The organism is Pseudomonas sp. GW821-FHT02A08, assembly GCF_059422045.1.
Map to the genome: position 1 here is coordinate 1 of NZ_JBWKWD010000020.1, position 13,446 is coordinate 13,446.

The 13,446-nt window shown below is 61.3% G+C and carries 10 protein-coding genes; 2 read left to right on the forward strand and 8 right to left on the reverse strand.

Annotated elements, in window-relative coordinates; translation table 11 throughout:
* Positions 1 to 151: 151 nt before the first annotated feature.
* The gene (locus AC07W4_RS15505; RefSeq protein ID WP_032829613.1) at positions 152 to 871 is read left to right on the forward strand and encodes a FadR/GntR family transcriptional regulator; all 720 of its coding nucleotides are present in this window, start codon (positions 152 to 154) and stop codon (positions 869 to 871) included.
* Positions 872 to 1,046: 175 nt separating this feature from the next.
* Here AC07W4_RS15505 and AC07W4_RS15510 read toward each other — a convergent pair whose 3' ends face one another.
* The 8 genes from AC07W4_RS15510 to AC07W4_RS15545 form a co-directional block, all read right to left on the reverse strand.
* The gene (locus AC07W4_RS15510; protein WP_495032999.1) at positions 1,047 to 3,431 is read right to left on the reverse strand and encodes an efflux RND transporter permease subunit; all 2,385 of its coding nucleotides are present in this window, start codon (positions 3,429 to 3,431) and stop codon (positions 1,047 to 1,049) included.
* Between the two features lie 28 nt (positions 3,432 to 3,459).
* Positions 3,460 to 4,512 (reverse strand): WD40/YVTN/BNR-like repeat-containing protein, encoded by a 1,053-nt coding sequence (locus AC07W4_RS15515; RefSeq protein WP_495033000.1) that lies wholly within the window; start codon positions 4,510 to 4,512, stop codon positions 3,460 to 3,462.
* A 1,212-nt stretch (positions 4,513 to 5,724) separates the two neighbouring features.
* Positions 5,725 to 8,382, reverse strand: coding sequence for an aminopeptidase N (gene pepN / locus AC07W4_RS15520; RefSeq protein ID WP_495033001.1), 2,658 nt, complete (start codon positions 8,380 to 8,382; stop codon positions 5,725 to 5,727).
* A gap of 10 nt (positions 8,383 to 8,392) precedes the next feature.
* Positions 8,393 to 9,223, reverse strand: a complete 831-nt coding sequence (locus tag AC07W4_RS15525; protein ID WP_008051898.1) for a DUF2797 domain-containing protein — start codon at positions 9,221 to 9,223, stop codon at positions 8,393 to 8,395.
* The gene (locus tag AC07W4_RS15530) at positions 9,220 to 9,480 is read right to left on the reverse strand and encodes a YeaC family protein (protein ID WP_056727623.1); all 261 of its coding nucleotides are present in this window, start codon (positions 9,478 to 9,480) and stop codon (positions 9,220 to 9,222) included. Before AC07W4_RS15530 ends, AC07W4_RS15525 begins: the two co-directional genes overlap by 4 nt.
* Positions 9,481 to 9,513: 33 nt before the next feature.
* Positions 9,514 to 10,383, reverse strand: a complete 870-nt coding sequence (locus tag AC07W4_RS15535) for a rhomboid family intramembrane serine protease (RefSeq protein WP_495033002.1) — start codon at positions 10,381 to 10,383, stop codon at positions 9,514 to 9,516.
* Positions 10,380 to 11,351 carry a metallophosphoesterase gene (locus AC07W4_RS15540; protein WP_008051895.1) on the reverse strand — a complete coding sequence of 324 codons (972 nt, stop codon included), beginning with the start codon at positions 11,349 to 11,351 and terminating at the stop codon, positions 10,380 to 10,382. Before AC07W4_RS15540 ends, AC07W4_RS15535 begins: the two co-directional genes overlap by 4 nt.
* A complete protein-coding gene (locus tag AC07W4_RS15545) occupies positions 11,351 to 12,241 on the reverse strand; it encodes an NAD(+) kinase (protein WP_008016128.1) in 891 nt (296 codons plus the stop codon). Before AC07W4_RS15545 ends, AC07W4_RS15540 begins: the two co-directional genes overlap by 1 nt.
* A gap of 117 nt (positions 12,242 to 12,358) precedes the next feature.
* Here AC07W4_RS15545 and AC07W4_RS15550 point away from each other — a divergent pair, with 117 nt between their 5' ends.
* The gene (locus tag AC07W4_RS15550) at positions 12,359 to 13,309 is read left to right on the forward strand and encodes a DUF1853 family protein (RefSeq protein ID WP_495033003.1); all 951 of its coding nucleotides are present in this window, start codon (positions 12,359 to 12,361) and stop codon (positions 13,307 to 13,309) included.
* Positions 13,310 to 13,446: the final 137 nt, after the last annotated feature.

The following is a 13,446-nucleotide window of genomic DNA, read 5'->3' on the forward strand; positions in this document are numbered from 1 at the left end:
CGAATGCGGTTTATCATTCAACATTTCAGTTGGCTGAGATTGCGCATTCGCGAGCAAGCCCGCTCCCACATTTGATTTTCGCCTGCCTCAAGATTGCGCCGCGCCTGCTATCATGCGCGACACCTATTCGCACAGGACCGCGCCGTTCCCCATGGATTACCGCAAACCCTCCGACCGCAAAAGCATGCACTCGCGCATCGTCCAGGAACTGGGCATGCAGATCGTCTCGGGACGTTTCCTGCCGGACGACAAACTGCCCGCCGAAGCGCTGTTGTGCGAAGAATATGCGGTCAGCCGGCCGGTGCTGCGTGAAGCCACCCGAGTATTGGTTGCCAAGGGCCTGGTGTATTCCCGCCCGCGCGTCGGAACCGTGGTCAAGCCGCGCAAGGACTGGCACATGCTCGATCCGGACGTGCTGCACTGGCTGATGCAGAGCAGTCCGCAAAACCAGTTTTTCGACCTGCTGACCAGTGTGCGCAGCATCATCGAACCGGCCGCTGCCGCCCTCGCCGCGCAATTCGCCACCGAGGCGGACATCGCGTCCATTGGCGAGGCCTACCAGCGCATGGAAGCCGCGCCGACACCGGAGGCGCTGTTACAGCCGGACCTGGACTTCCACAGTCGCATCGCCGACGCCACGCACAACGACTTGCTGGCCAACCTGTGCAACATGCTCTCGGTGGCCATCGCCGAAGCCTTGAAGCATTCGAACCAGCGGCCGAACCTGCATGAACTGGCGCTGCCCCGGCACAAGGCGATTCTCACCGCCATTGAAAACCGTGATGCTCTGGGTGCGCGGCATGCGACGCTGGTGCAGCTGGATGATGCGCGTAGTGCGTTGAATGTAGTGCTCGGAAGCGATCCTGCCTGACTGACAAAAATCCATTGTGGGAGCGGGCTTGCTCGCGAAGGCGGAGTGTCAGTCGACATCATGGGTGCCTGATACAACGCTTTCGCGAGCAAGCCCGCTCCCACATTGGACGGTGTGAAATTCGAGGCATAAAAAAGCCGCAACCAAGGTTGCGGCTTTTTCATTTCTGCATGGATCAGTGAGCAAACAACGAGTTGCCCTTCTGCCCCGCCAGTTTCTCAGGCTTGATCAGGAACCGCGCCAGTGCCGGCAACAGCCACAGCGCACCGAACATGTTCCACAGCAGCATGAAGGTCAGCATCAGGCCCATGTCGGCCTGGAACTTGATGGCCGAGAAGATCCAGGTGCACACGCCGATGGCCAGGCACAGACCGGTGAACAGCACCGCTTTACCGGTCGACTTCAGCGTCTGGTAGTACGCCTCTTGCAGCGGCAGGCCGGCACGCAGGAAGCTTTCCAGGCGGCTGTAGATGTAGATGCCGTAGTCCACGCCAATCCCCACCCCGAGCGCCACCACCGGCAGGGTCGCGACTTTCACGCCGATGCCCATGAAGGCCATCAGGGCGTTGCCGAGTACCGAGGTCAGCACCAGCGGCAGCACGATGCACAAGGTCGCCGCCCACGAACGGAAGGTGATCATGCACATGACCGCCACACAGATGTACACCAGGATCAGGATGGTCAGCTCGGACTTCTTGATCACCTCGTTGGTGGCCGCCTCGATCCCGGCGTTACCGGCGGCGAGGATGAACTCCAGGCCTTCCTTGTTGTTTTCACTGGCGAACTCCTGCACCGCATGCACCGCGCGATCCAGGGTCTCGGCCTTGTGATCGTTGAGGAACACCAGCACCGGCGCCAGGGAACAGCTGTTGTTGTACAGGCCGTCAGCGCGGGCAATGGAGTTGTTCAGCACGTCAGGGTTACGCGACAGGGTTTCCCATTTCAGGTTGCCCTCGTTCATGCCCTTGATCATTTGCTTGGACACGGTCACCAGGGAAATCGCCGATTGCACGCCCTCGGTGTTCTGCATCTTCCACATCAGCTCGTCGATCGGCGCCATGGCTTCGTAGCGCGAGCAGCCTTCGGACCTGGTCTTGACCATCACCACCAATACGTCGGAACTGGTGGAGTAGTTGTTGATGATGAAGTTGTTGTCCTTGTTGTAGCGCGAGTCCGGACGCAGCTCCGGGGCACCCTGGTCGAGGTCGCCGATTTTCAGGTTCTGGCTGTACCACAGGCCGCCGCCAAAGGCGATCAACGCCAGCAGAATGGACACCGGTGCGACTTTGGCGCTGGCAAAGCTCGACAGCAGGCGCCAGAACGGGTGTTCGCGCACCGCGTCTTTCTTGCTTCGCTCGACGGCACGCTTGCTGATGCCGACATAGGAAATCGCCACCGGCAGCAGGATCAGGTTGGTGAACACGATCACCGCCACGCCGATGGACGCGCCAATGGCCAGTTCACGGATCACACCGATATCGATGATCAGCAGCGTGATGAAACCCACGGCATCGGCGAGGATCGCGATCATCCCCGGCAGGAACAATTGACGGAAGGTGCGACGCGCCGCGGTCAGGGCGTTGTCCGCTTCACTCGATTGCAGGGCGATGCCGTTGATCTTCTGCACGCCGTGGGAAATACCGATGGCGAAGATCAGGAACGGCACCAGCATCGAATAGGGGTCGAGCCCGAATCCGAAGAAGTGCATCAAGCCCAGTTGCCAGACCACTGCCACCAGCGTAGTACTCAACACGGCGACGGTACTGCGCAGGCAGTTGGTGAACCACAACAGGAGGATCAGGGTGATGACGAAGGCGACGCCGAAGAACATCACCACCATCACCAGGCCGTCGATCAGGTCACCGACTTTCTTGGCGAAACCGACGATGTGGATCTTCACGTTCGGGTTCTGTGCTTCGAACTTGGTACGGATCTTGTCTTCAAGCTCGTGGGAGAACTGGCGATAGTCCAGCGCCAGCAGCTTGCCCTGGTCCTGCGGGTCCGGATAGGACTCCAGCAACGGAATGTCGACGATGCTCGACTTGAAATCGTTGGACACCAACCGTCCGACCTGACCGGACTTGAGCACATTGTTGCGCAACAGATCGAGGCTGGCCTGGGAGCCGTTGTAGCTCTGCGGAATCACTTCACCGCCGGCGAAGCCCTCTTCGGTCACTTCGGTCCAGCGAACGCTCGGGCTCCATAGCGACTTGAGGCCGGAACGGTCGACGCCGGAGATGTAGAACACCTCGTCGTTGATCTGACGCAGGGTCTCCATGTACTCCTTGGAGAAGATGTCGCCATCGGTGGCTTCCACCGAAATCCGCACGGTGTTGCCCAGGTTCGCCAGATCGTTGCGGTGCTCCATCATCTTCTGGATGAAGGGATGCTCCAGCGGGATCATTTTTTCGAAGCTGGTGGATGGACGGATCAGCGTCGCCTGCCAGAACAGGAAAATACTGACCAGCAGGCAGATCGTGATCACTGCCGGGCGGTTGTTGAAGATCAGGCGCTCGAGGAACGTCGCCTTGTCCTGGTGATGAGTACTCAAGGAAGTCATAGCTCCGCCTTCTTATTATTAACCCGGCTCATTTTCCCGACTCGGTGCCGTTTGGCGAGGTGACGCGAACGCCGCCCTGCCCGGCCAGAACCAGATTGCCATTGCCTGCCGCCGTCACTGCCGAGACCGAAATACGGTCCGGACGGTTGACCACCATGAAGGTTTCGCCATTGTCGCTGCTGCGAATCACCGAACCGCCGTTGCCGACGATCACGATGGAACCGTCGTCGAGCAACGTACCGCCGGACAACCCGAACTCCAGGTCGCCACGTTCAGCCTTGAGCTCGACCTGGTCCCAGGTGGTACCGAAATCCGTGGAGCGGTAAAGGTTGCCGCGCAGTCCGTAGGCCAGCAGCGTATTGGGCTGCGCTGTGCCGATCACGCCGAACAGCGAGCCCTCGTACGGACCTTCGAGTTTCTCCCAGGTCTGGCCCCAGTCCGGGGAACGGAACATGCTGCCCTGCTCGCCGACGATGAACAGCCCGGCGTCCTTGACCGCAGCGATCGAATTCAGGTGGTACTGGTCTTCGTTGTCCAGGCGGTCGCTGGCGTCTTCCCAATGCTTGCCACCGTCGGTGGTTTCCATCAGCGAGCCGTAAGCGCCCACGGCAAAGCCGCTGTCGACGTCCTTGAACCAGACATCGAGCAGCGGCGATTCGCGTGTCAGATCTTCAAATTGCTTGGTCCAGGTCGCGCCGCCGTCCTCGCTGGCGAGGATCTGCGCGTCATGGCCGACGGCCCAGCCGTGCTTGTCATCGACGAAAAACACCGACGTCAGCAGGGCCCGGGTCGGGACCTTGGCCTGGGTCCAGGTAGCGCCCTGGTCATCGGAATACAGGATGTGCCCACGATCCCCGACCGCCACCAGGCGCTTGCCGGCGTGGACGACATCGAGCATCAGGCTTTTGGCAGCCTTGGCCGATTCAATGGAATAAACAACATCGGATGCTGGCGCCGCCGCGGCCAGCGCAGGTGCCGACAGCATGGCAGAGCCCAACAGCGAGAGCGCTGTAGCCAGCAACGCTAATTTGCGCAGTGCCGGCGGGCGGCAGATACCCACACCCATGACAGGCTCACTCATAGACCTTCTCCCATTATTATTGTTAGGTCGTTCAACCTTTCTGGGCGCCGCAAGGGTGCGTGTCTGGACCGGCTGTTTCAGAGCATAGTCCTGAAACCCGCAATCCAGAGCCCCTTCGGAAGCTGGCCTATCCTATCGGTGTTTTTTAATGTCTGACAATCGACGCCACGTTATCTTTTGTTAACCGGGGGGATGGGGGCGTGGTCTGAATGGTTGGGTATCAGGTGGGGTGATTGGGGGTTTGGTGATTGGTGTACATATCCGTTGCTGCGGTAACGGCCTCTGGCGGTTCCGCCCTTACGGCGGGTCACTTTGAAAAGCGCAAAGTAACCAAACGCTCTTGCCCCTGACATTCGGTGCCATCGGCCATCCATGGCCGGGGGCGGCTAACCCGGCATCCATGCCGGGTTGCCCACTGCGCAGAACTTGCGCTCGGCCTCATGAGGGGGCGTGTACCGCAACAGCGTCCGAGGCGGCCTACCGGCCGGCCTGGTTGTTGGGGTCGTTCGTCTGTGATGTTCCTGGTCGACTGGCAGGCCGCTATCGCGAGTTCGCTCCCACAGTATTTACGGCGAACACCAATTATTCGAACGACACCAAACCTGTGGGAGCGGGCTTGCCCGCGAAGAGGCCGGCACATCTGGCATTGATGCTGGCTGACAGACCGCCATCGCAGGCAAGCCAGCTCCCACAGGGTCAAAGTACATCCGCCAGATTCAGGTCGGCTGTCAGGCCGCCTTCGCGAGCAAGCCCGCTCCCACAGTTGGGCTGGGTACATTCGAAAGAAATTGGTCGGCTGGCAGGCCGCCTTCGCGAGCAAGTCGGATCGCCGCACCGCCGCTCCCACAGAAGAGCAAAGGCAGAGCGGCGTACACCTTCGCTCTTCACCACTCATCAGGCCGAGCGTTAGCTCGCCTGCAGCTCTTGATCTTGATCCACCCGCCCCCTCGGGAGGCTGAGCGCAGGTGTTCATCCGGGTATTGGCGCGCAGCGCCGTTCGACGCAGTCGAACTCATTGCATGTAGGTCGAAGCGAAGCCGACCGGAGGGCAATGCCCCCGGATGAATACCGCAGCGAAGGAACCCCGAGCCTCAGCGAGGGGCCGTACGTAAGGGCGAAACCATAAGCCGCCGTTACCGCAGAAACGGATATGTACTCAATCAACCAGGAACCTGGTCGGCCCGAAGGCCGCCAAGTCCAAAAAGGCCAAGATCAAGCCAAACTCTTGCTGACCACTTCAAACACATCACTGGACAACTGCCCCGAAGCCCGAATCCGCTCCAGTTCACCCTTCATCAGAGCCTGACGAGCATCGTCATACTTGCGCCAGCGAGTCAAAGGCGCCAACTGCCGCGAAGCAATCTGCGGATTAAAGCCGTTCAACTCAATCACCAGATCCGCCAGGAAGCGATACCCGGAACCATCCGCCGCATGGAAGTTGATCAGGTTCTGCCCGGCAAACGCACCGACCAGTGCCCGCACCTTGTTCGGGTTCTTGATGTTGAACGCCGGGTGCTGCATCAACGCCTTGACCCGCGCAAGTCCGCCAGGCAACACGCTGCCGGCCTGGACGCTGAACCACTGGTCCATGACCAGCGGGTTGTCCTTGAAGTGCTCGGCGAAGCTGGCCAGCGCCTTGGCCTTCTCGGCTTCGAAGGGTGAGTTGACCAGCACGGCGAGTGCAGTCAGGCGCTCGGTCATGTTGTCGCACGCGTCGAACTGCTCCAGGGTCGCCGCCAGAACTTCCGGCTTGCCGCTGAGCATCAGGTACGACAGCGCGATGTTCTGCAAGGCACGACGGGCAAAGTGCTCGGCTTCGGCCACGTACGGCGTCTGCTTCGACAACTCGCGATTGGCCTGATAACGCTGCCACAAGCCGTCGAACAACGCATCGGCCAATTGCTTGCGAGCAAATTCACGGGCGGTGTGAATCGCTTCGACGTCCGCCACTTCGCTGATTTCGGTCAGGTACGCCTCGCTCGGCAGCGACAGCATTTCGGCGACCATGGCCTGGTCCAGCGACTCATCCGAGAGCACCGTGCGCAGCGCCGACACCAGACGCTGATCGAGCACCAGCGCTTCGCCCTTCTGCTGCTGGGCAATCAACTCTTGCAGCACCTGCACCGACAGTTGCTGACCAGCATCCCAGCGGTTGAAACCGTCGCTGTCGTGCTGCATCAGGAACATCAACTGGTCACGGTTGTACGGGAAGCTCAGCTTCACTGGCGCCGAGAAGCCGCGCAGCAACGATGGCAGCGGTTGTTCGGCGATGTCGACGAAGGTGAAAGTCTGCTCGGCTTCGGTCACGGAAATGACCCGCGAGGTGCCTTGGGCGGTGGCTTCACCGGAAAGACGCAGGGCAATCGCCGCGCCTTTGGAATCCAGCAGGCCGAGTTCGACCGGGATCACGAACGGCAGTTTTTCAACCTTGTCCGGGGTTTGCGGGCAGCTCTGGCGGAAGGTCAGGCTGTAGGTCTTCGCCGCCGCATCAAAGGACTCGCTCACCGCCAGACGCGGTGTACCGGCCTGGCTGTACCAGCGTTTGAACTGGGTCAGGTCGACGCCATTGGCATCTTCCATGGCCTTGATGAAGTCATCGCAGGTCACGGCCTGGCCGTCATGGCGTTCGAAGTACAAGTCGCTGCCTTTGCGGAAGCCTTCGGCGCCGAGCAGGGTGTGGATCATGCCGACCACTTCCGAGCCCTTTTCATACACGGTCAGGGTGTAGAAGTTGGAAATCTCGATGAAGCTGTCCGGGCGCACGGCGTGGGCCATGGGGCCGGCGTCTTCGGCGAACTGGTGGGTGCGCAGGTACGCCACGTCCTGGATGCGCTTGACCGTGGCCGAGTTCATGTCCGAGGAGAAACCGGCATCGCGGAACACGGTGAAGCCTTCCTTGAGCGACAGCTGGAACCAGTCGCGGCAGGTCACGCGGTTGCCCGACCAGTTGTGGAAGTATTCGTGGGCGACGATCGCCTCGACCCGCTGGTGCGCGGCATCGGTGGCGGTTTCCGCCTTGGCCAGCACGGCGCTGGAGTTGAAAATGTTGAGACCCTTGTTCTCCATGGCCCCCATGTTGAAGTCATTCACGGCGACGATCATGAAGATGTCCAGGTCGTACTCACGGCCATAGACCTCTTCGTCCCAGCGCATGGATTTCTTCAGGCTGTTCATCGCGTGCTGGCACTTGTCGATGTTTTCCGGCTCGACGTAAATGCGTAGCGCCACGTTGCGCTCGCTCATGGTGGTGAAGCTGTCTTCGACGCACCACAGGTCACCGGCCACCAGCGCAAACAGGTACGCCGGTTTCTTGAACGGGTCTTCCCAGGTCGCCCAGTGCCGGCCTTCTTCACCGGGACCGGAAGCGATCGGGTTGCCGTTGGACAGCAGCACCGGATAGCTGTGTTGTTCGGCCACCACCGTGGTGGTGAAGGTACTCATCACGTCCGGGCGGTCGAGGTAATAGGTGATCTTGCGAAAGCCTTCGGCCTCGCACTGGGTGCAGAACATCGTGCCGGACTTGTACAGGCCTTCGAGCGCGGTGTTGGTTTCCGGGTGGATCCTGACGCTGGTATCGACCGTAAAGGTAGCGCTGGTCGGGTGCAGGGTCAGGTGATTCTCGGTCAGCTGATACTGTGCAGCAGAAAGCTCCTGGTCGGCCAGGGTGACCGACAGCAGTTCCAGCTGCTGGCCGTCCAGCACCAGCGGCGGCAGCCCCGGGCCACGCTCGGGGTTGCGGCGCATCACCAGTTGCGCATGGACCAGGCTGTGGTCCTCGTACAACTCGAAGGTCAGGTGCGTTTCGTCGATCAGGTACTCGGGCGCCTGATAGTCCTTGAGGTAGATCATCTTCGGTTGTTCGGTGCGCATGCTGGAGTCCTTACTGATGCACGGCGAGCTGGTAAGCCGTGTATTTACGAATGTTGATCACGCCGGTATCGAAGATCAGGTACTGGCCCTTGATCCCCATCAGCGTGCCTTCGGCAATCGGGTTCTTGTCCAGGTTGAAGCTGACGATCTTTGCCGGGTACTGCTCGACCGGGTAGCGGATTTCCAGCGGTTCGACGTCGGTCACCGGCTGGATCGCCTGCAAGCCAAATCGCTGCTGCAACCCGAGCAGGCCTTCAGCGCAGCTGTCGAACAGCTGATCGCGGACTTCGGCCAGGTTCACCGCCGCCGCATCGCCCTTGAGTAAAGCACGCCAGTTGGTCTTGTCGGCCACCTGGCTGCGGAACAGGTCTTCGACAAAACCGGACTGCTGGCGGGTCGAAACACGCATGATCGGCAAGGCCTGGCTCGCACCCTGGTCGAGCCAGCGGGTCGGCAACTGGGTGGCGCGGGTAATCCCGACTTTGATCCCCGACGAGTTCGCCAGGTACACCACGTGGTCGGTCATGCAGAACTTCTCGCCCCACTCAGGCTCCCGGCAGGTGCCGGCCTCGAAGTGGCAGCGCTCCGGGCTCATGATGCACACGTCGCACTGGGCCAGTTTGGTCATGCACGGGTAGCAGTAGCCCTGGCTGAAACTGGTCTTGGTCTTGCGTCCACAATGGATGCAGTGGATCGCCCCCAGGTATTCCAGGCGCACCGTGGTGCCGATCAACGGATTGACCGGGACCTCGGTTTCGCCCAGACGAAATGCATATTGCACGTTCGGCCCGTCCAGGCGCGCCGACATTTTGCTGATTGCACCGCGGCCAATCTCGATCAATGGATGGCATCCGACTTGAACAGGATATTCGGTACTTGAATTGACTTGGAGCTGCACTCCTGCGGGCCCATGTAGCCGGTGCGCTGGTCCTCGGGCAGGTTCTGGATTTCCCAGGCGATCATCGCCTGCAGCGACAGCTCGCGTTGCTCGGCGGTGAGCTTGCCACCGTCGGACCATTTGCCGATTTCCACGGCCAGTTTCAGGCTTTCGTAGATATCGGGGGTGATGTTGTTGATCATTTCGTTAAAAGAGGACATTGGGTCTCCGTCTCTTTATTGCATGTTCTTGAATTAGGCGGCCAGTTTACGGCGGTTATACAATCCGCCCAACAAACCGGTGAAGCATCCGATGAGTAACCCGCTGACGTGGGCCGCGTTGGCGATTTCGCCGAAACCGATCATCGACACCAGCCCGGACAGGCACAGCAGCAACCACACCAGCATCATCACCAGCACGCCACGGGGCAGGCGATAGGCCGGGTTCGGCGCCAACAGCTGGAAGATCCAGCAGTGCCCGAGCAGGCCGTACAGCACGCCGGACAAACCACCGAACAAGGTCGGGCCGCTGAAGTAATACTGGGCGTAGTTGGACACCAGGCTGAACAGCAAGGTCAGGCCGATCAGGTTGATACTGCCCTGGCGCGACTCGATGCGCCGCCCCAGCTCCCAGTACCACATGCCGTTCATCGCCAGGTGCAGGATGCCGAAGTGGATCAGCATCGGCGTGACCAGGCGCCACCACTGCCCCGCCGCCAGGCTGTCGGCCAGTGGCGTGAAGTGGATGTACTCGCCGACCACACGGAACTCGAGGAAGGTCAGCCAGCGCATCGTTTCAAGGTTGTCGCCCAGCAAAGTGACCGCGCCGACGATCAGGCTCAGCAGCAATACCAGCGCAGTGGCCCTGGCGTATTTCAACTGCTCGACGAACCCCGGGCGCTTGATGGTTTGCGCCACCGGAATGTCCAGTTGCTGATCGGGATCGCCCGCCGGAAAACGTTCGTACAGCGCACGCACGTCTTCGCTGATGTTGTCCGGCACCCACAGCACCTGCTCGCCAGCTTCCTCGCTGACCCGATGGGGCACTTGCATGCGCTTGAGCAGGGTGACGAACCCGCTCAAGTCCACCGCCAGGGGCAGACGCAATACCGCTACAGCACTCATTGCAGCACCTCCGGCCGCTCGACATCGACCCAGACGAATTTTTGCGGATCCAGGCGGGTTTCCTGATCCAGTCGGTAGGCAACCAGTTTGCCGTACAGCACCGCGCTGTAATCCAGGCAGGCCAGGTTCGGCCGGATCGGCGCCGGTTTGCCGCTGCGCCAGTAATGGCCGACGAACAACAGCGGCTCATCGATGCCATAGCGCAGCAAACTGTTCTTTTCGGTGGACGTCAGCGGCGTCCGGGCCACGGGTTCGGGCAGTGCATCCGGCTGGAACACGATGTCGCCGTAGGTTTTCGGATCGTCTTCCCAGAACTTGGTCCGGAAAAACGAACGCACCAGGCCATCGCCGCTGGTCATGGTCAGGCCATGGGGCAAGCGCATGTCCGTGCCGCGCAGCAGCCGGTCGAACACGGTGCAGGCAAAGGAGCCCGACTCCGCCGACGCCTGGACAAAATGCTCGTCGACGCAGCCGTTGGGGAACAACGCCCGCAGCGGCTCGATCAGCCCGGCGTCCCAGCAGGCGTGGACCACGCGAAAACGCCCGGCATCGACGAACAATGGCAACTTGTAGAACCATTGCTGGAAGTCGTGCCAGTCGCCCGGATGGTGTTCGAACTGGGTCAGGGTCTCGTGCAGCAGGCGGGCATGGCGCGGCGTGTGCTCGCGCACGAACTGCTTGCCGCTGCCGGGCAACGCCGGCGTGCTCCAGCCCAGCGCATTGAACTCATGGTTGCCCATGATGCACAGCGCCTGACCGGCCTCGACCATGTCGTGGACGATGTGCAGTGCCTCGCGAATCCGCGGGCCGCGGTCGATGATATCGCCGACGAACACCGCCATGCGCGAGGCATGCCGCCAGACGCCACCCTGTTTGTGATAACCGAGTCGGTCGAGCAAGTGCTCCAGGGTCAGGGCGCAACCGTGCACGTCACCGATCAGGTCGTAGCTACGCGCGGGATCGAGCATCAGTCGCCTCCACCCCCCAACTTGCTGCCCCAGCCGAGCTTGGTCCGGCAGACTTCATAGTAGTTGTGGTCCAGCGGGTGAATCAGCCGCAGTTTCTGGGCTTTCTTGCTGACGGTGATGGTGTCGCCCGGCGCGCAGGTGAAGTGGTTCTGCCCGTCGCACGAGACTTGCGGGTAAATCTGCATATCCTTGGACACGACGATTTTCAGCTCACTGTTGCCATCGACCACGATGGGTCTACCCGACAAGGTATGGGGGTACATCGGCACAATCACAATAGCGTCGAGCTTGGGATGCATGATCGGCCCGCCAGCGGACAACGCGTAGGCGGTGGAACCGGTCGGCGTCGCGACGATCAGGCCGTCGGCCTTCTGGCTGCAGACGAACTGGCCGTCGATGTACAGCTCGAATTCGATCATTCGCGTGGATTTTCCGGGGTGCAGCACCACATCGTTCAGTGCGTCGCCCTGGCCGATGGCCTCGCCATGGCGACGGACTTCGGCCTGCAACAGGAAGCGGTTTTCCACCAGATAGTGGCCGTCCAGCACTTCGGCGACCTTGGTTTCCAGTTCGTCGGGACGGATGTCGGTGAGGAAACCCAGGCTGCCGCGGTTGATGCCGAGCACCGGGATATTATGCTTGGCCAGCGCCCGGGCGGCGCCCAGCAGGCTGCCGTCACCACCGACCACGATGACCATGTCGCAGACTTCGCCGAGCATCTTGCGCGACGAGGTTTGCAAGCCGTGCCCTGGCAGCACTTCGGCGATGGTGTCTTCGAGGATCACGTGCAGGTGACGATCGAGCAGAAACCGTTTCAGTCGGCGGACGGTATCCAGCACCTGGGAACTGCCCAGGCGACCGATGATGCCGATATTGCGAAATTGCTCCATGGGGCTCCTGCGGGGATCTGCGTGGCGGCGAAAACCACGATTATGGGCGAAACCCGCCCGTAGACAAAATCCTTTCAGCTTCAAGGGTGTGCCCGGGTTTCGGGCTATGCTCGCAAGATGATGCTATTTCCGGATTTGCTCCACCTGCCCCATCAGTTACGCCATCCCGAAGTGCGTGACCTGGCGTGGGTCATCCTCGCGCCACCCATGCTGGACGATACCCCGTGGCCGCAGCGCCACCCGCTGGCCGGCAGCGACTGGGTGCAGGCACCGGAACGGCTGGAGTACTGGCTGCGGCAGTTGGATCGCGATAGCTATGGCCTGCTGCACTGGCTGGCCCAGGCCCGGACCCGGCGCCTGGGCTTGTACTACGAACGCCTGTGGCAATTCGCCGTGCAGCATGCGCCGGGCATTGAACTGATTGCCGCCAACATGCCGATTCGCCGTGAGGGGCACACCCTGGGTGAACTGGACATGCTGCTGCGCGACCGCGACGGCGCGCATCACCTGGAACTGGCGATCAAGCTCTACCTGGGCCCGCAATCCGGCGACGGGCACGACACCGCCCAGTGGCTGGGCCCGGGCTGCCACGACCGGCTCGACCGCAAACTGGCGCACCTGAGCCAGCATCAACTGCCGATTTCCGCGCGCCCCGAGAGCCGTGAAGTGCTGGCGGCGCTGGATATCCAGGTGTTCAGCGCCCATTTGTGGCTGGGGGGTTACTTGCTGTACCCGTGGCCAGGGCAGGCAGCCCCGCCGTCCGGTGCGCATCCGCAGCATCTACGGGGTCGCTGGCTGCATCAAAAGGATTGGCCGGCATTGTTGGCCCAAAGCCCGCCCGGGCGCTGGCAACCCCTGCCCCGCCACGCTTGGCTGGCGCCGGCGCATTATTCGGCCGAGCACACATGGAGCCCCGGACAGATGCAGGCGTGGCTGGATGACCTGGACCCGTTGGCACCGGCACAACTGCTGGTGCGCCTGACGGAAAATGCCAGCGGCGACTGGGAAGAGGCCGAGCGTCTGTTTCTGGTGGCGGATCTTTGGCCGAATGTGCCGGGACAGGGTTGAGTCTTGCATTGCCTGAGCCGGCCCCTTCGCGAGCAAGCCCGCTCCCACAGGGATCTTCATCGGATACAAAACCTCTATTCGACCGAGATCAAATGTGGGAGCGGGCTTGCTCGCGAAGAAGTCATCACGGTCTACCT